Raw genomic sequence first — 22,437 nt, 5'->3', positions numbered from 1 at the left:
TAAAATATAAATCTATAATTTTAAAACCTTTTTACTGTTTTAATCGTATTACTAGTGAAGGGGGGAACAACATGAAGAGTTCTTTTGTGCGCACAAATGAAGAAATATCGGAGATATACAATAGACATGTAGATACTGTTTACAGGGTGTGCACTCTGTATATGAAGAATCAGCATGATACTGAGGATATGGTGCAGAATACTTTCATAAGACTTATGAGAGATAATACAGAGTTTAAAAGTGAAGAACATGAAAAAGCATGGCTTATAAGAACTGCTACTAATTTATGTAAAGATTTTTTTAGAAGCTGGTGGAGAAAAACTGTAACAATAGGTCATGTAAAAGAAGAAATTGCAGTAGATGGATATATTCATATTGATGATACTATAAAAAAGGTTATGGAGCTTCCTTTAAAATATAGGACAACTTTATATATGTATTACTATGAAGGATATTCCACCATAGAAATTTCAAGAATATTAGAAAAGAATGTATCTACTATAAAAGGATATCTATATAAAGGAAGAAAACTTCTTAAAATTGAAATGGAGGGAGAGGAAGGATGAAAAAAGAAGATATAAAAAAGTCCTTTGATAATTTAACACCTAGTGATAATGCAAAACAGAGAATGTTAAATAATATATTAGAACACTCTTATAATAATAGAAAATTAATAAATATAAAAATAGCAATTCCGGTATTAGTTATAGCTATCATTTTTGTTGGAGCTTTAACGGTTCATAATTCAAATAAGGAAACGGCTAGTATAATGAGAGGAGGGACAGTTAATGGACCTAAGATGCCTATAAATGACAACTCTGCTAGGATTACAAATCAGTTTAAAATAGAAAATAAGACTTACAATATTTTATCTGAAAGTGAAAAAAAAGAGTTTAAATTTCCAGAAACCATAGATAAAAAAGATATTGGACATAAGATTACAACTGTTACAAATAGTATTGATGGAAATTTAAATGGTAAGGAGGTGTATAGTTATCTGCCAGCAGGATGTGAAGCAGTTGTTGCAGTAAAAGAGAATGATAGCTATAAACTCTTTAAATTCTTTAATTTTGACAGTTACATGGAAAATGAAGATGAAGATGTAAAAGCTTATCTTGAACTTTATGGTATAAATAAGGAAGAAGATATATCAAAAATTCAATTTCTAAATTATCATGAAGAAACTGTACCCACAAAAGATGAAAAACAGGGAACAGCTGCAGTGCCGGAAAAATCTAACATAATAAGTGAAATTACAGATAGAAACAAGATTACAAAATTTTATAATTATTATTCTCCTATTAAGAATTCAAGTAAGGATTATTTTAACAAACTTTTTGACTATAAAGACGTGAATAAACATACAGAAATAATTAATAACAAGGCAAAAACACTTTCCCCTGATTATGAGGATAATTCAAGTTTAGATAATACTGCTATATCAAGCTCACAATCACATTCTAATGCTGGTGAAGCAAAAGATGTACCTTCATCAACACCAGGTAGTGAGGGAGCTGCAGCAAATGCACTAAGCAATTCAGTAACTATAAGAATATATAATAATAGCGGAGTATATTCTGATTCAGAATATTATCCTAACATAGGATTCATTTCAAGGCATGAAGTCAGTGATGAATTTGAAAAATTTTTGAAAGATTATATAAAATAGATGACAATGGTTGTATTTTTATAAAAGGATATAACTATTTATAAGTATTATGGATTAGGAGAAAATTTTATTATGAAGGAGCATACAGGAATATGATTTATAAGGATTTCTGTATGCTGTTTGTCTTTCATTTCTGTTCCAGCTGGTGTAATTATTTTTGTATCGATATTAAAGAAATCAACTGCACTTTGTTGAAATATTTCCATTTGGGGGGATTCTATACGAATATATGTTCTTGTTTTGCGTTGAATATTTGCATTTAAAATTTAACTTAAATAAATGATGAAATCCTATAGAACTTAGGTATAATAATCCTATAATAGCTTAAAAGTATAATGAAGTAGATATTATTAAAGAAATTTTTAGTTTTGATAATTATTATATGAATTGGAAAGGTAAAACTTATGGATGAAAAGATAGAAATACTATTAAAATTTGATAAAGAAAAATTAGCTTGGCTAGTTGTGGAACTTTTAGATAGACTTGATGAAACTGAACAAATACAATTTATATCTAAAAATATAGATGCTAAGTTAGCTATAGATTCAGCTAATAAAAATGGTAAACCGGAATTTTTAAAAGAGGTTAAAGATTTTTATAAAGCTTGTATTAAGGGAGAATATTATGCAGAACCTCATTACGATGATTATTGGGATAGTTATGATTATGATGATTTTAAAGAGAGCCAGTGGGCTCAAAAATTCACTGAATATTTTAATACTGTTTTACTATATTCTAGGAATAAAAATTATGATGTTGCTTTTGAAGCTTTTGAATTACTTTTTAATTGTATTAAAAAGGCTTCCTTTGATGAAGAAATTCTAGGAACAGAAAGTCCCGAATGTTACATAGATGTGAATTGGAAAGATGTATTTGATGAATATTATACTTCCATAGTAAATTGCATAAAAGATAAAAAAGAAAGAGTAGCTAAGTGCTTTAAAGAATGGTTAAATTTTGGAGAGAGATGTGAAGAAGCCATGCTTTCTCATGTAAATGACATTTCTATTTTGGAAGAAATTATGAGAAGAAAAATAGATATATGTGATGAATGGAGTATGGAATATTCCATTTTTAAACTTCTCCAAAATTTTTATGACAGGTATGAAAAAGGATACAATAAAGTTGAGTTTGCTAAAAGCTTTTTAAGGTATAATGTAAATTTTTATTATGATATTGTAAAAGCATACTTTGAGTTGGGAAAATGGGAACAAAGTATAAATTTGACTAAAGAGGCATTGAAGGAAATTAAAGCAGAATCAGTGAGAATTCAATTACAAGATATTCTTATAATTTCCTTTGAGAAACTAAATGATTTCCAAGAAGCATTTTATGCTGCAAAAAATTTATTTTATGAAGACAGTAATTACGAAAATTATAAAAGAGCTCGTTATTTTGCTGAAAAGGTTAATAATTTAGAGAGTCTTATGAAAGATTCTGAAAAACATTTAAAAACTATGAAAAGTTATAATTATAAATGGATATTTATAAAGATTCTGTCTTATGAAGGGAAAATAGATAAGCTGTTAAAGCTTGTAGAAAAAGCAAAAGAGTATGATCAGTATTATTATTTTAAATATATATGCAGATCTTTGCTATACCGTGTATTTTATGATAAAAAATTTAGTTTTGAAACTTTAAATGACTTTGTATTTAAAGTTGATGAATATGATGCAGAAGGTATTGAAGATATGCTGCTATCAAGTGAAGATATAAATAGAAAAGATTCTTATATAGATGAAGCTGTGAAAATACTTAAGGAAATGGTAAGCTTTCACATAGACGCAGCAAAAAGATCGAGATATGCTAAGGCAGCATATTATTGTAGCATAATTAAGGAGATATTTAATTTTCTTAGTAAAGAAGATGAGTTTAAGGACTACTATGATAGAATTATAAGAGAAAACAATAGAAGACCTGCATTAAAGGATGAGATGAGGAAGAAAATAGAAGAGTGAATGCAATCCTTAAAAGAGAATTGAGTTTATATAGAAATTTGATTTTGATGATGAATGGTACATATTAAAAGATTAAGTAAAGAATAAAATTTGTACTATAAAGCTAGAATATGGAAGAAATCAAAACTATTGAAAGGGGTAGGTTATATGAAAAAAACTCCTATAGGTATAAGTGACTTTAGAGAAATCATTGAAAATAACTATTATTTTGTAGACAAGAGTTTATTCATTAAAGAAATTATAGAAGATGATTCAAAGGTTATATTAATACCAAGACCAAGAAGATTTGGAAAAACACTTAATATGACTATGCTTAAATATTTTTTTCAAATAGAAGAATCAGAAAATATAAGCTTATTTAAGAATTTAGAAATAAGTAAATATAAAAATATAACTAAACTTCAGGGAAACTATCCAGTTATTTACATCACCTTTAAAGACATGAAACATTCTAATTTCAATAATTGCATAGAAGCTATAAGCTTTTTAATGGCAGGTATTTTTCAAGAGTTTAAAGCTAATTTATATTCTAAGTGTAGTAGAGAAGAAAAAGAATACTTCACTAAAATATTAGCTAGAAAGTGCAGCTTAGTAGAAATAGAAATGTCCGTTAAAGTTTTAATAGAACTTATATATAGATATATAGGAAAAAAGCCAATACTTCTAATAGATGAGTACGATGTGCCCATTCAACAGGCTCATTTAAAAGGTTATTATTCAGAACTTATAGGATTCATGAGGAATTTTTTTAGTGGTGCACTAAAAGATAATACTAATGTAGAAAAAGCAGTTATGACAGGGATTCTGAGAGTTGCAAAGGAAAGTATATTTTCAGGACTTAATAATATAAAGGTTTATAGCTTAATAAATAGTAGATACAAAGAGTATTTTGGTTTTACAGAAAATGAAGTTGAAAAGTTATTAGAATACTACAATGTAAAAACTGAGCTGAAAAATATTAAGTTTTGGTATAACGGATATAATTTTGCAGGAGAAGTTATTTATAATCCATGGAGTATTCTAAATTACATAAAGGATATTGATAGAGGACTTATATGCCATTGGGTAAATACCAGCTCTAACGATTTAATAAAAGATATTTTGGGGAAATCAGATAATAAAGTAAAAGTTGAGTTAGAATCTTTAATAGAAGGAAAGGTTTTAGAGAAAAAAATAAATGAAAATATAGTTATGAAAGAGGTAAATACGAACTCTGAAAATATATGGAGTTTTCTCCTGTTTACCGGATATTTAAAAGTTAATGAGATTAAAAATATAGATGGTGATATTTTAGGTACTCTTTCTATCCCAAATAAAGAAGTCAGTAGTTTATTTAAAAATATAATTTTGGAATGGTTTAATAAATCAGATGTAAATGAAGATTTTAATGATATGTTAAAGGCTTTAATAAGTGGTGATATAGAGACTTTTGATATTATGTTTTCAAATACAATAGATCGAACATTAAGTTATTTCGATGTAGCCGGAGAGAGTGAAAGGTTTTATCATGCCTTTGTACTTGGTATGCTAGTGTCTTTAGAGAATACCCACTACATAAAATCAAACAGGGAAAGTGAATATGGACGATATGATGTTATGATTATACCTAAGGACAAAAAAGCTCTAGGTATAATTATAGAGTTTAAAAAGGTAAATAAAAGAAGAAAAGAGACCTTGAAAGATGCAGTAAATACAGCTTTAAAACAAATAAAAGAAAAAAAATATAATTTAGAAATGAGAACACTGGGAATAAATAATATTTTAGAAATAGGTATTGCCTTTGAAGGTAAAGAAGTTTTTATGAAGGAAAGAAAATGTTAATCTAATAAAAGAAGAAAATATTAGGATAGAACTATATTTTGAAATGTAACAGAAAAATATAGTTCTCTTTTAGAGATATTATGGATGGATTGCGATTTTGAAAGTCTTCGGTATCAAACTTATGATAATTTAGATGCCTATAGGTCTGCTAAATTATTATCTGTGATTTCAAAGCAGAAACCAAATGAAATTTCTAAATTAGATAGATTTATAACATACAGTAGTTCATCTATAATATTATATCTTTATTATTATGGAATACTAAATTATAAATAATGTGAAAAAACTGATCCAAAGGAAAATGGACGATTTTTCGAGCCAGATGAAATTATAATAAATCCTTTGGGAAAGGAAATAATAAAAATGCTCAATAAAAAGAGAAATCTAGAATTATGGAATATACCTTATAGGAGAGAATTAGGAGAATGGAAGATTGATTTTGAAGAAGAGTTTAAAATACCTTTTATAGATATATTTGAAAAAGGGGTATTATCTGACACTTTAATTAGAAATATTAATAAATTTATCAGTGGAATATACACATTTAAAATTTCTTTAGGTAGAAATAACTGGGCTAAAATAAAACTATCATCTCAACACAGCCTTGAGGATTTACATAATTCTATACAAGAAGCCTTTGATTTTGATAATGATCACATGTATGCATTTTTCATGGATGGAAAGGCATGGTCAAATAATAAATTCACATGTTCCTATGATGAAGAAGGACCTTACGTAGATGAGGTTAAAATTGGAGAATTAAATATATATGAAAAACAAGATTTCTTATATATTTTTGACTATGGTGATGACTGGAGATTTAACGTTAAAATGTTTAAGATTGAGGAAGAAGATAAAATTACGCTGTTAAAACCGCAAATTATTGAAATCAAAGGAAAAGTAGATCAGTATCCGGATTTTGATGATGAGTGGTAAAAAGTAAAAGGAGATATTTAATTTTATTAATAAAGAAGATGAGTTTAAGGATTACTATGATAGAATTATAAGAGAAAACAATAGTAAAGGATGAGATAAAGAAGAAAATAGAAGAATAAAAAAGGGTGAGATAAATGGGAAAATTAAAATTCAGTAGAAAATTTAAATCATTTATTTATTTAAATAAATCTTTAAATAATGATGAATTGATTTTTTTTATAAATCAATATAAAGAAAATATAATGAAATATGACTTTAAATTCTATGAATTATTTTCATCAAATAATATAGAAGGAAATAAAATGACAATTGCAGAGACAAAGGTGGTTTTAGAAAAGGGTATCGTTGAAGCAAGAGTAAAAGATGTTGTAGAAGCATTAAATTTAGAAAAAGCTATGAAAAAATATGATTTAGAAATGAGAACACTAGAATAGAGAATATTTTAGAAATAGGTATTACATTTGAAGGAAAAGAAGTTTTTATGAAGGAAAGAAAATGTTAATGTAAAAGGGAATGTATATGGATTTGGATAAAGAGAATCTATTGTATGTTCCCTTTTAAAATTTCTATATTCATCATGAGTGTCTTTTTGTTGAAAATTTAAATGACTTTATATTTAAAGTTGATGAATATGATGCAGAAGGTATTGAAGATATGCTAAGGCGGCATATTACTGCAGCATGATTAAAGAAATATTCAGTTTTCTTAATAAAGAAAATGATTTTAAAGATTATTATGATACAATTATAGCAGAAAATAATAGAAGATCTGCATTAAAAGGTGAAATGAGAAAGAAAATAGAACTGTGATTGAAAATTCTTAAAAAGAATTAAGGAATCTTCAAAAAATAACTAAGTCAGTATGCTAGCCTATTTTAAATCCTACTGCGTCAACAGAACCCTCTGATAGTCCAACTATCATCAGAACCGGTTTCCTTGTTGGATTCAAAATATTCGTCGCATCTTTGACTTCTTATTTATTTTCAGATGCCTAAGTTTATATAGAATTTAGAAATTAGAGTATTAGGATTAAAAATAAACAGAAGCGAGGTAATTAATAGATGGCAAAGTGTATATCATGTGATAAAAAAATAAAATTTTCAAGGCAGTGTCCTGCTTTGAATGGCGTTATATGTTCAAGTTGTTGTGGAAGTAAAAAAGGATTAGAAATAGAATGCGTAAGTGATTGTAAATATTTTGTTGAAGGTGCAATTAAAGAAAATAAGAAACAAATAATGCAGTTAGTAAAGCAATCCTTTAATAGAGAAGAAGACATATATCAAGATAGTAGAATGTTAAAATTAATAGGACCTTTTGAAGAATTTATATTTGAAAATTATTATAACAATACAAATGTTACTGATGATTTTATTACTGATTGTTATACAAAGATATTTTATTCCTTAGATGGAAAAGGAAATATTTACACTTTTAATGAAATTGAAAAGGAAATATTTAATATGTTTAATAAAAATGCTAAAAAAACTAAAATGCCTGTAGAATCACAAAAACTTATATTAATAAGAATGATGAAAACAGTAGATAATGTGACTGGAGGAAGATTTGGGAACAGAATGTACCTTGAATTATTAAGAAATGATTTTACAGGAACGGGTACTATTGCAGAAATTATGGATAAAATGTGATGTTCACAGTATCATATTGTTTCAGTATAATTAAAGAAATATATAATTTAATTAATAAAGGAATTACTATAATAGAATTACATAATGCAGGGATAAATAATGTAAGTTTTATACAAAAAGTGAGTTTTTCAACTCATTTTTTGTATTTTATAATAGAATAGGGATTGATCCACAAGGAGATGAAATTATGTCGAAAGAAAAAACACAATATGGAACAGATGACAATGAACAGGAATATGATTTAGATGAGAAACAAGATAATTACTCTTTTGGAGAAGAGATAGTTGGAGGCAAAATTTTGGAAGCAGTTATGAATTTATTAGGAGGTATTACATTAGTAACTACAATAACTGTAACTATAATTTATTTTATCAAATTTAAGTGGCTAAGAGGCTTTAGCATATTATTTTTAGGTATAGTTTTAATGTTAATAATGTTTTCTATAAGCAAAATTCTTCAATTGCTTACTATTAATACAACAAATGTGAATAGGATTGAAGAACAACTTAAGAAATTAAATGAAGAAGGTATTGTGAACCTAGTAATAGACCCTAATATAAAAATGCCTAACAGAGAAACTAGAAGAAATAGAAAGCAGAGCGAGCTTCTAAGATACTTAAAATAACAAAGAAAGAAATTATGGATAAGAAAAAATCTAGGAGAGATTGGTTTTATGCTACAAAATACTTTCATAAGGCTTATGAGAGATAATACAGAATTTCAAAGTGAAGAACATGAAAAGGCATGCCCTATAAGGACTGCTGCTAATTTATGCAAAGATTTTTTTAGAAACTGGTGGAGAAAAACAGTTACAATAGATCGTGCAAAAGAAGTGGAAGTAGATGGATCTATTTACAATATAAGATAGAAGATAAAAGAGTTGTTGTAAAAGACAACTCTTTTTATCTATGAAATTTAACTTATAAATCGTAAAAATATAAAGATTATTATATGCTTTTAGAAAATTTTAATCATAAATTTTTAAAACATTGTTAAAATAATGTGAATTTTACATTATAATAGGAATAAAGAGAAATAAAATTGGATTTTATGTAGTTATGTAGCTAAATATAAAACAAAAGAAGAGACATTATACAGGACGAGGAAGTGATACTATGGCAAAAATTATACCTGAAAGCATAAGTAGTTTGGAAACTGCTACTGCAGGAGAAAAGAGAGTATTTAAGATATTACAAAATAATCTTCCAGAAGATTATATAGTTTGGTACGATATAAGAGTTAATGAAAGATATCCAGATTTTATAGTTTTAGGTCCAGATTTAGGAATTGTGGTGTTGGAAGTAAAGGATTGGTCATTAAATTACATTGAAAGTGGAAATTCTAATACATATACATTAAGTACACTGGGTACAAAGGCAAATCCATTAAGACAAGCGAGAGAATACATATTAAATATAGTAAATGAATTAAAAAAGGATAAAGCTCTGCTGCAGACGGGAGTATATAAAAATAATTTATCCTTTACCTTTGGATATGGAGTAGTATTTACGAAAATAAGCAGAAAAAGTTTTTTAGACAGTCCCTTTGCTAACACTATAGATGATAAGGCTGTAATATATCAAGATGATTTAAAGGAATTGGAAGAGAATATCAGTGGTGAAAAGCTTATAGATATACTTCAAAATATGATACCGGCTAAATTTAAATTTAGCAGAATATCTGAAGCCAGCATGGACAGAATAAGAGGAAATTTATTTAAAGAGGTAAAACTATCCACAGATAATGATGCTATTTTCAAGGTAATGAATCTGAATCAGGAAACCTATGCTAAAAGTTTAGGCTATGGTCATAGGGTCATAAGAGGAGTAGCCGGCAGCGGAAAGACGGTTATATTGATATGCAGAGCAAGATACTTAGCAGATATCCACAAAGACTGGCACATATTAGTACTTTGCTATAATAAAACTCTTGCAAGTTTTTTAAGAAACTCTATTATAGAAAATAATATACAAAATGTAGAGGTCAGTCATTTTCATGGATGGATAAATGATGTGTTTAAATCTTTGGGGCTAAAGAGCGGGATCTATAAGGATAAAGATATAAATGAAAATATAGCTAAAATATCACAGGATATGCTGGGAAATATAAAGAAATACGATGCCATTTTTATAGATGAGGGACAAGATCTGGAAAAAGAATGGTTGGAATTTATAGTTAAAACCCTTAGAAATCCTGAACACAGTCATCTGATGCTGGCTTCAGATGGAGCACAAAATCTTTATAACAGGAATTACACACTTAAATCTGTAGGTATAAAAGCAGCAGGAAGAACTACTATAATGCGTGAAAATTATAGAAATACTAAGGAGATATTGGATTTTGCCTATACTTTTTTAACTGATGGAATGTTTCAGGAAAAGCTAGACGAAGAAGACAATAATTTCACCATTAAGCCAGACACAAGTCTTAGAAGAGGAGATTATCCAGAACTTATAAGCTGCAATGATTTTCAGGATGAAGCCAATAAAATAGTAGAAGAAATTATAGGACTAAAACAATCTGGTGTAGATTATAGTGAAATTTGTGTAGCCTACGTACATAAAAGCTGTAAAGGCACAAATTACTTGGAGATATTAGAAAGCACTTTTTCCAGTAAAAATATACCCTATTTTATTATGAGTAAAAGTGGAAATACCAAATCAAAGTTTAGAATGGATATGGGAAAAGTGAATATTTCAACTATTCACAGTGTGAAAGGCTTGGACTTTAAATATGTGTATATCTGCGGCATTAACAATAGATTATTAGATAGTATCAATGAATCAAAGAAGCTTCTCTATGTGGGAATGACTAGAGCAAGAGATGTTCTTAAGGTTACTTATAGTGAGAATAATGTAATTATAGAAGATTTGCTAAAAGCCCAAATAAACAGCAACAGAGAATATAAAAATGCTTATAAGGTAGAAGACATGGTGGCTGCTGCAAAGGAGGAAATTGCTAAAGAAGAGAAAAGTGAAGGCGGATTTATGGGTAGGGTAAGGAAATTGTTTGGGATGTAGAAATAATATTATATTTATGCACAGGATACATACAATAAATTCAGTATAATATATAAATTAATAATGAAAAGCAAGTTGTAAAATCTTACATAGTGGAGGTTAATTATGAATTGTATATTCTGTGAATATTCAAAGAATGAGTATATAGCAGAAAATGAACTGGTTTTTGCTATATATGATAAATTTCCAGTGAATAAAGGACATGTTCTAATAATACCTAAAAGACATTTTGAAAGTTTCTTTGAAGCCACAGTAGAAGAGGTTAAAGCTATATATTCTTTAATGAATGAGGTAAAGACAATTATAGATAAGCAGCTAAAGCCGTCAGGATATAATGTTGGAGTAAATGTAGGATATGATGCAGGACAGACAGTTATGCATTTACATGTTCACTTAATTCCAAGATATGAGGGTGATGTGGAAAATCCAAAGGGTGGTATAAGGAATATTAAAGAGGCATTGGTTAGATATGATGGATAAAAGAGAGAGTTTTATGAGTGCTCTTGGCCCTTTAGTGTAAGAATAGGGATAAAAAGTAATATAATTAAGTTTTACATAATGATAGTAATTATAATGTATCGGTAGGTGAGTATGGATGGGTATTAAAAATGAACAATTAAATGAAATAGCTGTAGATAATTTAGCTATCAAAGAAATAGAAAGTAATAAGACTAATTGTATAACAGGGGATAAAGATTACCTGCTAGACAGATTAAATGAAGCTTTAAATAAGGCAAAAAGAGTAGATATAATAGTTGCATTTCTTATGGAGTCAGGGGTAAGGCTTTTGGAGAAGGATTTAAAAGCTTTGGCAGATAGAAATGTTCCCATAAGAATACTTACTGGCAAATATCTCAACATAACACAACCTCAGGCTCTATATCTGTTAAAGAGTATATTTGGAGATAAAGTGGATTTGAGATTTTATAATATTGAGAGTAGATCCTTTCACCCAAAGGCATATATGTTTGAATATGAAGAAGATGGAGATATATTTATAGGATCCTCTAATATTTCTAGATCTGCACTAACTAGTGGAATAGAGTGGAATTACAGAATTTCTAAAGAGGATAATAATGATGATTTCAATCACTATAAAGCTGTGTTTGAAGATCTATTTTTAAATCATGCAGATATTATAGATGAAGAAAGGATGAGGAAATACTCTAATGAATGGAAAAGACCAAAATTATTAGTGGATGTAGAAAAACAGGAAGAACTTATAGAAAAGCAAGAAGAAAATAAAGTTTTACCAATAATATCACCAAAGGGAGCACAAATTGAAGCATTATATGAACTGAACAATTCTAGAATAGAAGGCTTTGACAGGGGTATAGTTGTAGCTGCCACCGGCATAGGAAAGACTTATTTAGCAGCTTTTGATTCTAAAAACTTTAAGAGAGTATTATTTGTGGCTCATAGAGAAGAAATACTTACTCAAGCTGAAGCTTCTTTTAAAAGAGTAAGAGGAAATATCAGTACTGGATATTTTAGTGGAAATAGAAGGAACACAAATTGTGATGTGGTATTTGCTACAGTGCAGACTTTAGGGCAAGCTAAAAACTTGAATAATGAAACTTTTCCTCGGGATTATTTTGACTATATAGTAATTGATGAATTTCATCATGCTGCAGCGGGAAACTATCAAAACATTATAAATTATTTTAAGCCTAAATTTCTTTTAGGACTCACTGCTACCCCAGAGAGAATGGATAATGAAGATGTATTTGCTCTATGTGAAGATAATGTAGTATATGAGGTTAGGCTTAAACAGGCTATAAATAAAGGATGGCTTGTACCTTTTAGATATTATGGTATTTACGATGATACGCAATATGAGAACATAGAATATAAAAATGGTAAATACAATGATAAGCAATTAGAAGAAGCCTTGATGATTAATAAAAGAAGAGAATTGATTTTAAGGCATTATAATAAATATAAGTCTGCAAGAGCATTAGGCTTCTGTTCCTCAAGAAAGCATGCAGAAGCAATGGCAGAATATTTTAATAAAAATGGAGTAAGTTCTTGTGCAGCTTATAGTGGAGAAGCAGGAGAATACTGCACAGATAGAAAAGAAGCAGTGGAGATGCTTAAGAATGGGAAAATAAAAGTTATATTTTCCGTGGATATGTTTAATGAAGGATTAGATGTACCCCAGATGGATTTAGTAATGTTTTTAAGACCCACACAATCACCTACAGTATTCTTGCAGCAATTAGGAAGAGGACTTAGAAAATATAAAGATAAAAAATACTTAAATGTTCTGGATTTTATAGGAAATTATAAAAAGGCAAATTTGATACCGTTTTTCTTAACAGGAGATCCTAAAAATGTTGTAAATAGAACTAAAAAAGGAGACATCCCAGAGGAAGAAGAGTATCCTGATGACTGCATAGTTGATTTTCAGCTTGATATTATAGAGATATTTAAAAGGCAAGCAAAAGCAAATGAGAATATAAAAGATCTAGTTAAAGAAGAATATTACAGAATAAAAGAAGATTTAAAGCACAGACCCTCAAGACTTGAGATGTTTACTTATATAGATGATTATGTATACAACAATATAAGAAATAAAGGGAATTTAAACATATTCAATAATTACATAAAATTTTTGAAGGATATGGGTGAACTCAATGAAGAAGAAAATAAACTTATTGAAACAAAGGCTTTTGAGTTTATAAATGCTATGGAGAAGACAGGCATGAGCAAAACCTATAAAATGCCGCTGTTATTAGCTTTTTATAATAATGGAGAAATGAAACTAGAGTTAAATGATGAGGATATTTATGATAGTTTTAAGACCTTCTATAAAAAAGGATCAAATGCCATAGATTTATTGAGAGATAAATCAGGTAAGAATTTTAGAAATTGGACTAAAAAGGATTATCTAAAAAAAGCAGAAAATCCTCAGAACGCCTTTATGAATACAGCTAAAGATTTTTTCTATAAGGATAATGAATATTATTGTTTAACAGAAGACTTGAAACTCTATGTAAATAATGAAGTATTCTTAAAACACTTTAAAGATGTAATAGATTTTAGAACAAGAAAATTTTATAAGGAAAGATTGGAGAAAAAATATGAAAAATTACAATAAACTAGTAAGAGATAAAATACCACAGATAATAGAAGCTTCAGGAAAAAAATTTGAAACACGAGCAGCCTCAAAGGAAGAACAAGCAGAGCTGCTAGAGAAAAAGCTTCAAGAGGAAGTTAATGAATTCATAGAAGATAAAAATCTAGAAGAGCTTGCAGATGTAATGGAGGTACTTTTTGGATTGGCTAAAAATTTGGGCTATAGTGAGGAAGATTTAGTTAAGGAGAGATTGGAGAAGAGAGAGGAAAGAGGCGGATTTGATGAGGGGGTCGTTTTGGAGAGGGTTTGGGTGTGAAGAGAGATTTACATATTTAGAGGACAATATAGCAAGCGTAAGTTGTCCATTGCATTTTCAATTTATGCCTCAGGAACTGATTCCATAGACAGTTTACATAATATAAAAAAGACGCAATTGATGTTTTGAAAAATGAAATATAAGTATTTTAATGAAAAATATACAGGATATTATTTTTGGAATAATAATTTTATTGATTATTGTGCAGAAAAAGTTAATGGAACTTCAAATAGCCATAAAAGGATAGATCCAATGATAATGCTTACAATATAAAATTGTTGTAAATGATAATGCAATACTAAAATTTGAAAAAATAATTAATTCATTAATCGAAACTTTTATAGAAAATAAAAAGAAATTCTAGATTTACAGAAATTTGAAGATTACCTAACTACAATATTGCTTAATAGACAGGTAAAAGTTAATGATTAGTTAATGTGAAAATGAGAGATAAGAATTTATATAACAGTTAACATACTGTCTAAATACTAAAAAGTGTTAAGAAAGGAAGAAAAATGGCTAGTTATATTGATGATCAATATCGTGTACTCAGACCGATACAAGGCGGAAATATGTCCAATTTATATCTGTGCGAAGATGACAATGACAATAGAGTAGCAGTCAAAATGTTTGATAAATGTGATAATAATGATGACGATTTACAAGAAAAAATATTTCATCGTGAGGTGGAATCATTAGAGAAAGTACAACATGTAAATATCGTTAGAATTATTGACAAAGGATTAGATGAGAGATTAGGTAAATTTTATATTGTTTTAGAATTTATCAATGGAAAAAACTTTGAAGATGCATTTGAAGATTTATGTAGTTATGATTATTATCCAAAACTAGAACTGATGGAACAGGTACTTGGAGCCGTAGAATATCTACATAAAAAGAATATTGTTCATAGAGATTTAAAACCTTCAAACATAATGTTTAATGAAGAAAATGTGGTAAAAATTATTGATTTTGGTATCAGTAAACTTACAGACACTTTCTATAGTGAATATACAGTTGGTAATTTTTCAACACCAAAATATCGTTCACCAGAACAAGCCCAGGGAAAGACTGCTACTTGCCAAAGTGACATTTATTCACTTGGACTTATTTTCTATGAAATATTTAAAGGCGAAAAGATAAAAGAAAAGACAATCTTAGATATAAGTAGTTTGCCAGAAGGTATACAAAATATCCTTGCTAAAATGATTAAGATGGAAACTGCATTAAGATATGATAATATTTCAGATATTAAAAGAGATATTAGTTATGCTAAATCAAAAATTATGCAAGATAAATTTCTTAATATTGGATTAACAAATAGAGTTTCTGGACTATTACATCAATATGCATATATTGATAGAAATGAATTGGCTTTAGCAGCGGTAGCTATTGAAAGAGATTTATTAGGAAAAATTTATATTAGAACTTATAAATCAAACTATGGAGATGTTGCTTATTGGTTGCTGGGTAAACAATATATATCCATATGTAAAATTGACAATCGAAATAGCAAGAGGTTTACCATAATTGGCATAAAGTTTATTAACAATGCTGACTTGGCACAGAGAAAGGAAAATGCATATGAGATTCCTTATAAGGTAAAAATATCAGCATTAAGTAACAGAATTATATCCGCAGGAGAAGTTGATGCCAATGTTCTTATTGAAGAACTTATGAATTATGAAGTGCAGCAGAATTCTTTAAGGGATGAGAATATGCGTATTAAGGATATTGCTAGCAAATGGCAAGAAATTCTTAAACTACAAAGGAGAAAGGTTGAACAGGAAAAATCAACAGTACGGTACACCAGATTTACCGTGAATGAAAAAGAAAATTGTATTGAAATTGAATTAGATAAAAATGTGCAAGAAGTTGAATTTACATCTGATGATATGCTTACAATGACAACAAAGAAAAACATTTTTAGATTATGTAATGTCGGCTATATGCGTGAATGTCAAAATGGGAAGATGATTATTGATCTTGATAGAAATACATATATAGGGAATATTGCGGAATCTGGTGAAATTTCAATTAATAGGAGATTGGTTGAAATAGCATTGGGACGACAAACTAAGGCTCTTAAGAATGTAAGATTTAAAGAAATAGTAAATCCTGATATTAGCGATATCATCTTTAATCCCCAAAAAGCTACTTCAAAAGGAAATATATTATTAAGTCCTAAAGAATGTCAGTCGTCATTAATTGATAAATCTAAATTGGTAAGTCTTGAAAAGGCTCTATCATCAGATGATTTATTTTTATTACAAGGACCTCCAGGTACTGGTAAAACAACATTTATTAGTGAACTTGTGTGTCAAATTTTAAAAAGAAATTCAGAAAGTAAGATTCTTATTGCTTCACAATCACATGTAGCAGTAGATCATTCTTTAACAAAAGTTAAAGAGCTGATTCCAAATATCAAAATGATTCGTATTGGTATCAAAGAAAAATTCTCTGAAAGTGTTATTAATTATACATTGGATGCTTTTTGTCAAGAATGGACAGCAACGGTTATTGCAAAATGTAAGGAAGCAATTGAAAACTACAAGAATGAAATAGGTCTTGATGAATCGCTACAAGGAAAGAATAGCATGATATTAGAGATTGAACAATTGACAAAAACAGTTGAATCTCTTATTGATGAACTCTCAGAAGTTGAAGAGGAAAAGAGTCAGATTGATATATTAAACGGTAAATGGCATTATATTAATGATAAAATATCAGCTATGCAAAAATTAGTACAAGTTAAGAGTAATAGTATATCGGGACAGGAGTTAGTTAGTATTTTAGATGATTTCACAGAGAATATAAATGGATTAAATGATAGGCTGGGAGATATAATAGAAGAGTCTGTCCAATTATCAGAACAAAAAGAAGAATTAGAACGTAGATACCAGAAAATCAATGATGATATTAATTCAAAAAGTAAAAATATTACAGATTGGAAAGAAGTATTAGGGGTATCATCACAAGAAGAGTATGAAGCGTTAAAAAGTGATATTAAAAATTCGTTAAAAGAAAACCAAATTAAGTACAATCAGTTTTCTAAAATAGAAGCACTTTGCAAAGAATGGATTAAAAGAGTACAACATGGAGATGGACTGTTACAAGAAAGCTTAGTTGATGCTACTATCGTAGGAGCTACATGCCTTGGTATTGCTAGTTTAGGAACTAATGTTGAACTCAACTTCGATTGGGTAATTGTAGATGAAGCTGGTAAGGCTACACCACCAGAAATTCTTGTTCCTATCAATTTAGGAAAGAAAATAGTTCTTGTAGGAGATCATAAGCAGCTTCCTCCAGTTGTAGATGAAAATTTAATAAAAGATCCAGAAAATAGTAAATTTAATCTTACAAAGAAAGATTTAGAGACTAGCTTATTTGAATACCTTGAACAGTATTTAGATGAAAGTTGTAAGAGTATTCTTGATGAACAGTATAGAATGAATCCTGTAATTGGGGAACTTATTAGCCAAATGTTTTATGATGGTAAGCTTATTTCAAGAACATCTAAAGAGGAAAAATCCATTCCACTTAAAATTTTTGATCACAAGTCTTTAATATGGCTTTCAACAGCTCAAAAGAGCAATAATAAAGAAGAAATACTACGTTCTGGACAGTATTATACATACAGAAATAGATGTGAGGCTAATATTATTTTTGATTATTTATTGAAAATTAATGATGAGTTAGATGATTTGAAGATTAATAAGGAAGTAGCAATTATTGCAGGATATAGAGCACAGCGAGATTTGCTAATTAGCATTTTTGAGAGCCAATATTCATCTAGATTAAAGAAACGTATGAAAATTGAGATAAATACGGTAGATGCATTCCAAGGAAGAGAAACAGATATAGTTTTCTACAGTGTTGTCAGAAGTAATGATGAAGGTAACCTTGGATTTTTACAAGATGTGAGACGTTTAAACGTTGCTTTTTCAAGAGCAAGAGAGCTGCTTATTGTTGTAGGAAATCATCAAGCAGTAACTAAAAATATTAGCCTATATGGTCAAGACAACCCATTCGTTGGAATTGCGCAGTATATATATTCAAACCAAGAAGATTGCTTAGTGGAGGAGGTGAAATAAATGATAATTGAAGAACTTGCAAAAAAGAATGCAAATGCAATCCCTAATTCAGACATAGTAAGGTATTATGAAGCAGCAATTCCTCAATATTGTATGGAGTTGGTACTTACAATGCAAAAAGAAAAGCAGTTATCCATTTTGCAAGAATTTATTCTAAAATTTGTTACGGAAAATATTGATAGTATAGAGAATATATGTACTTTTTTAGGGATAAATAAAACAGCTGTTCATACTGCTGTTGCAGATATGCAAGCAATAGAATTAGTTGCAGTTGATGTTTTTAATTCAAAAATTAAAATCACAGATAAAGGAAAAACAGCATTAAAAGATGCAGCTCTTATTGTTCCGGAGGATGTAGAATATAAAGTATTTATGGATGCTTTACTAGGTGATATTTATTTGGATACAAAAAAGAAATATCAAAAGAAAGAAGTAAGAGCTTTTGATTTAGTACCGATTGCCACACATATTGATAAACCAGATATTACTGATTTATCTTTTGAAGATGTAAAGACAGCAATAAATAGATTTAGAAAAAACAATTTGTATGAAAAAGATAAGTTGGAAGGAAATCTTCTTTCAATATCTAAAATGGAAAAGGTTTATGTAGAATATAATAAAGTATCAGTGCTTGTTTATATGAATAGAAAAACTCAAGATATTGAACTTAGAGTTTATGATAAGCAAACAAGACGTCAAGAATATGAAAATATTTTATTGCAAATGTATAATAACGATACACATATTTTTGAGTTTGATAGGAAAAACAGTGTCGACGAAAATGAACATTGCCCATTATTAAACTCATTACCTGGTGAAATTATTCAAGGAGCTAAAGAATTCACTCAGAAGTCAAACGAAATTGAAAGAGAAATTTCACAATTACAAACTCAATTAACAGTTATAAAGGAACTTTCGGAAGAAGATGAATTAGAGGGAGATACAGAATCAGCAACTCAACAGATACGTTTCTTAGAACAAAAAATTGAAGAGATGGAAAATGAACGTAAAAGTGCTGATAGAATTTTATATACTTATGATCATAGACCATTATTAATTCAGGCATTAAAAGAAGCACAGGATATTGTTGTTATTATATCGCCGTGGATAAAATCAGGCGGATTAAATAATGAAATATTAAATTTAATTGAACAGGCAGTTAAAAGAAAAACCAGAATTGTTATTGGATATGGTATTAGTGAAAAAGAAGATTCTGATAGATGGATTATTGACAAATTAAAGGATATAAAATCCAAGAAATTTGATGGAAGTCTTGAACTTATAGCTTTAAATAATACACATGAAAAAGTATTGATTATGGATAATAAATTCATGATTATTACAAGCTTTAATTGGTTGTCATTTAAGGGTGATCCAAAACGTGGGTTCAGACAGGAAACTGGATATTATACAGAATCGAAAGAGTGTATTTCAGATATGAAGAAAAACTTATCACAACCACAAAGATTAGGTGTTAGTATACAGTAGAGGAGTGATAAAATGGCATATATTGAGCTGAAACAGGGTGAAATAATTAGTAAGGGTAATTTTTCGTTTGTCTTTGATTCCACTAAAAATGAAGGAATATATAATAAATTTTTGGAAGCAGAGCAAATCTTTAAGATTAACTATATTGATTTTTCACATAAAATACGTATGGCTTACGAGGCATTTGCCTTATTTGAAGAAGTTCAAAGAAGAAAACAATTGCCAGAATATGTTGGAAAATCAGAGGCAGATATTGAAGCAGCAATTGTAAGAGAGATTACAACGCCGTCATCTATTCTTAATTACAAAAATATTATAATTGGTCTTTGTAAGGATAGAACAACTGAATTCGAAAGTGTATTCACAAAATATGAATATAACAAGAATATCCAAAATGATTCTGAAAATAGAAGGGTCATGAAGAAATTTATAAGATATATTTATGATTTTGGCAGTAAAAGCTCGCATATTAATAACAAGATAGATGCGCAGTATATTCCTAATCGTGAGAACTGTTTAAAAGTAATTGTATCATTTCATGATTTCTTAGCGATATATTATGGAGTAGGGCATAAATTTGACAGTACTTTAATTCCCATAAGAACCTATATTCCAGTACCTAAAAAGATATGTGAAGAAATGGGATTAAACCTTGGTGTTGGAAAGCGCCTGTATGTAAGAGAGAATAAAGGAAAAATAATGTACAGCATTTTTTCTTCTGATATAGATGATATTTCATTTAGCCAAAAAAGAGATATTGAGACGATTAATAAACTTTGGGAAGATAACTTTGATGATCCATCAAACATTATTAGATTATCAGAAAATATTAGTGGAAGTAATGGTGATTACAAATATCAAGTATATTCATTGCCAGGTCGCCCATTGAAAATTAGCCAACTACTATTGCATGAGCTAACTGTTGATGAAAAACTAGATATTATAAAAGGCATATGCCGCGGAATTGAATCCATGCATGAGTATGAGCCCCCATTCTATCATAGGAATATATGTCCCGATTCTTTTTATATATTTAAGATAAAAGGAAAATATAAAGCTTTACTTGCGAGGTTCGATTGCACTAAAGATACAGCCTATGATGCTAAATATACAGTAATCAATACTGTTGAAAAGAAAATATTGAATGATAACACAAAGGTATATTTTGCTCCAGAAGTTATTAATTCAGATGTAGGAACAAATATTAACTGGGAAAAGACAGATATATATTCATTAGCACAGGTTTGTATATATTTATTATCAGGAAAGATTTCTGTTGATTCACAAGAAAGTTTAGAAAATTTGGATGAAAGTGATATTGATGATGACATTAAATATATTATTTTAAAGATGATATCAAAAAATCCAAAAGAAAGACCAAGTATTAAAGAAATTTTAGATATTATAAATTAATACCTAGTGAGTCTAAATAAATTAACATTAGGCTAAGTGATCCTATATAGTGAAGTATATCTAGAAAATCTTTATATAATTATCTAGTGTGTAAATTATAAAGTTAAAGATATCCATAGAAATAAACATTTAAAGTATACTACATTTCAATTTTGCTTCATAGAGTCTATAAGGCATAAAATAGAAAAATATTAATAATTATTTTAAATTTTTTAATGAATACTTGTATATTAATATGGTGATAATTTTTATACAAGTAGAGGTGGTAAAATGAGTGAGGTATTTAATTTAGAGACAAAAACATTATGGAGCTTTAAAGAAAGGGGTGACTGGGGTACCCATAAAGGCGATTACCCAGGTAATTGGAGCCCATTTGTCCCTAGAAATATTATTTTAAGATATTCAAAAGATAATGAGCTGATATTAGATCAATTTTTAGGAAGTGGAACTACACTTATTGAAGCAAAATTACTTAATAGGAGGGGTATTGGATGTGATGTTAATTCTACAGCATTGGAGACATCTAAAAATAGAATTGAAGGAGTCAATGGAAATAACTCGATTAAATTAGTAAAAGGTAGTGCTAAAAATATGAACTTCATAAAAAATGAATCAATAGATTTAATATGTACCCATCCACCGTATTCAAATATTATAAAGTATAGTAAAGATATTGATGAAGATTTATCATTGCTTAATATTGATGAGTTTTATGAAAGTATAAAAGAAGTATCAAAAGAGGCTTTTAGGGTATTAAAAAAAGGAAAATATTGTGCCATTATGATGGGGGATATAAGGAGAAATGGTTGTGTGATTCCATTGGGATTTAATGTTATGAATTTGTTTTTAAATCAAGGATTTAGATTAAAGGAAATAATTATAAAAGAACAACATAATTGTAGTTCTACGAAATACTGGGAGGAGATAAGTTTGAAAAAAAATTTTTATCTTCTAGCTCATGAATACCTATTTGTTTTCTTGAAATAATATTTAATATT

At 28.5% G+C, this 22,437-nt stretch carries 21 protein-coding genes; 20 read left to right on the top strand and 1 reads right to left on the bottom strand.

Annotation, left to right across the window (positions count from 1 at the left end):
- Positions 1 to 86: 86 nt before the first annotated feature.
- Together CLPA_RS15095 and CLPA_RS15090 are read left to right on the top strand one after the other, a co-directional pair.
- Positions 87 to 566, top strand: coding sequence for an RNA polymerase sigma factor (locus CLPA_RS15095; protein ID WP_236900351.1), 480 nt, complete (start codon positions 87 to 89; stop codon positions 564 to 566).
- Complete coding sequence (locus CLPA_RS15090; RefSeq protein WP_003445526.1) at positions 563 to 1,669, top strand: hypothetical protein; 1,107 nt, start codon at positions 563 to 565, stop codon at positions 1,667 to 1,669. The genes CLPA_RS15095 and CLPA_RS15090 overlap by 4 nt, the downstream gene beginning before the upstream one ends.
- A 47-nt stretch (positions 1,670 to 1,716) precedes the next feature.
- Here CLPA_RS15090 and CLPA_RS21255 read toward each other — a convergent pair whose 3' ends face one another.
- Positions 1,717 to 1,875, bottom strand: coding sequence for a hypothetical protein (locus CLPA_RS21255; protein WP_155760386.1), 159 nt, complete (start codon positions 1,873 to 1,875; stop codon positions 1,717 to 1,719).
- A gap of 198 nt (positions 1,876 to 2,073) precedes the next feature.
- Here CLPA_RS21255 and CLPA_RS15085 point away from each other — a divergent pair, with 198 nt between their 5' ends.
- The 18 genes from CLPA_RS15085 to CLPA_RS15010 all read left to right on the top strand — a co-directional run bounded on the left by CLPA_RS15085 (position 2,074) and on the right by CLPA_RS15010 (position 22,426).
- Positions 2,074 to 3,627, top strand: coding sequence for a hypothetical protein (locus CLPA_RS15085; RefSeq protein ID WP_003445525.1), 1,554 nt, complete (start codon positions 2,074 to 2,076; stop codon positions 3,625 to 3,627).
- A gap of 147 nt (positions 3,628 to 3,774) precedes the next feature.
- Positions 3,775 to 5,448 (top strand): AAA family ATPase, encoded by a 1,674-nt coding sequence (locus CLPA_RS15080; RefSeq protein ID WP_003445523.1) that lies wholly within the window; start codon positions 3,775 to 3,777, stop codon positions 5,446 to 5,448.
- A gap of 84 nt (positions 5,449 to 5,532) precedes the next feature.
- On the top strand, positions 5,533 to 5,724 hold the full coding sequence (locus tag CLPA_RS15075; RefSeq protein ID WP_003445521.1) for a hypothetical protein: 192 nt from the start codon (positions 5,533 to 5,535) through the stop codon (positions 5,722 to 5,724).
- 66 nt (positions 5,725 to 5,790) lie between these two features.
- On the top strand, positions 5,791 to 6,384 hold the full coding sequence (locus CLPA_RS15070) for an IS1096 element passenger TnpR family protein (protein ID WP_152982473.1): 594 nt from the start codon (positions 5,791 to 5,793) through the stop codon (positions 6,382 to 6,384).
- A 134-nt stretch (positions 6,385 to 6,518) separates the two neighbouring features.
- Positions 6,519 to 6,818 carry a hypothetical protein gene (locus tag CLPA_RS15065; protein ID WP_003445518.1) on the top strand — a complete coding sequence of 100 codons (300 nt, stop codon included), beginning with the start codon at positions 6,519 to 6,521 and terminating at the stop codon, positions 6,816 to 6,818.
- Between the two features lie 246 nt (positions 6,819 to 7,064).
- Positions 7,065 to 7,193, top strand: a complete 129-nt coding sequence (locus CLPA_RS21935) for a hypothetical protein (protein WP_257786222.1) — start codon at positions 7,065 to 7,067, stop codon at positions 7,191 to 7,193.
- A 251-nt stretch (positions 7,194 to 7,444) separates the two neighbouring features.
- Complete coding sequence (locus tag CLPA_RS15060; protein WP_003445516.1) at positions 7,445 to 8,029, top strand: hypothetical protein; 585 nt, start codon at positions 7,445 to 7,447, stop codon at positions 8,027 to 8,029.
- A 187-nt stretch (positions 8,030 to 8,216) separates the two neighbouring features.
- Positions 8,217 to 8,654, top strand: a complete 438-nt coding sequence (locus CLPA_RS15055) for a hypothetical protein (RefSeq protein WP_003445514.1) — start codon at positions 8,217 to 8,219, stop codon at positions 8,652 to 8,654.
- Between the two features lie 48 nt (positions 8,655 to 8,702).
- Positions 8,703 to 8,897 (top strand): hypothetical protein, encoded by a 195-nt coding sequence (locus tag CLPA_RS15050; protein WP_003445511.1) that lies wholly within the window; start codon positions 8,703 to 8,705, stop codon positions 8,895 to 8,897.
- Positions 8,898 to 9,144: 247 nt separating this feature from the next.
- Positions 9,145 to 11,049 carry a 3'-5' exonuclease gene (locus CLPA_RS15045; protein WP_003445509.1) on the top strand — a complete coding sequence of 635 codons (1,905 nt, stop codon included), beginning with the start codon at positions 9,145 to 9,147 and terminating at the stop codon, positions 11,047 to 11,049.
- A 102-nt stretch (positions 11,050 to 11,151) separates the two neighbouring features.
- Positions 11,152 to 11,529: an HIT family protein gene (locus CLPA_RS15040; protein WP_034829895.1), complete on the top strand. Its 378-nt coding sequence runs from the start codon at positions 11,152 to 11,154 to the stop codon at positions 11,527 to 11,529.
- Between the two features lie 115 nt (positions 11,530 to 11,644).
- A complete protein-coding gene (locus CLPA_RS15035) occupies positions 11,645 to 14,149 on the top strand; it encodes a DEAD/DEAH box helicase family protein (RefSeq protein ID WP_003445504.1) in 2,505 nt (834 codons plus the stop codon).
- Positions 14,133 to 14,444, top strand: a complete 312-nt coding sequence (locus CLPA_RS15030) for a nucleoside triphosphate pyrophosphohydrolase (RefSeq protein WP_003445502.1) — start codon at positions 14,133 to 14,135, stop codon at positions 14,442 to 14,444. Before CLPA_RS15035 ends, CLPA_RS15030 begins: the two co-directional genes overlap by 17 nt.
- A gap of 132 nt (positions 14,445 to 14,576) precedes the next feature.
- On the top strand, positions 14,577 to 14,717 hold the full coding sequence (locus tag CLPA_RS21250) for a hypothetical protein (RefSeq protein WP_155760385.1): 141 nt from the start codon (positions 14,577 to 14,579) through the stop codon (positions 14,715 to 14,717).
- 242 nt (positions 14,718 to 14,959) lie between these two features.
- Positions 14,960 to 18,538 carry a serine/threonine-protein kinase gene (locus tag CLPA_RS15025; RefSeq protein ID WP_003445500.1) on the top strand — a complete coding sequence of 1,193 codons (3,579 nt, stop codon included), beginning with the start codon at positions 14,960 to 14,962 and terminating at the stop codon, positions 18,536 to 18,538.
- Positions 18,539 to 20,026 (top strand): phospholipase D-like domain-containing protein, encoded by a 1,488-nt coding sequence (locus CLPA_RS15020; RefSeq protein WP_003445498.1) that lies wholly within the window; start codon positions 18,539 to 18,541, stop codon positions 20,024 to 20,026.
- A 12-nt stretch (positions 20,027 to 20,038) separates the two neighbouring features.
- On the top strand, positions 20,039 to 21,439 hold the full coding sequence (locus tag CLPA_RS15015) for a protein kinase domain-containing protein (protein WP_003445497.1): 1,401 nt from the start codon (positions 20,039 to 20,041) through the stop codon (positions 21,437 to 21,439).
- A 270-nt stretch (positions 21,440 to 21,709) separates the two neighbouring features.
- A complete protein-coding gene (locus CLPA_RS15010) occupies positions 21,710 to 22,426 on the top strand; it encodes a TRM11 family SAM-dependent methyltransferase (RefSeq protein ID WP_003445495.1) in 717 nt (238 codons plus the stop codon).
- Positions 22,427 to 22,437 lie beyond the last annotated feature (11 nt).

This window comes from Clostridium pasteurianum DSM 525 = ATCC 6013, from assembly GCF_000807255.1.
GTDB lineage: Bacteria > Bacillota > Clostridia > Clostridiales > Clostridiaceae > Clostridium_I > Clostridium_I pasteurianum.
This window is presented reverse-complemented; position numbering and strand designations above follow the sequence as displayed.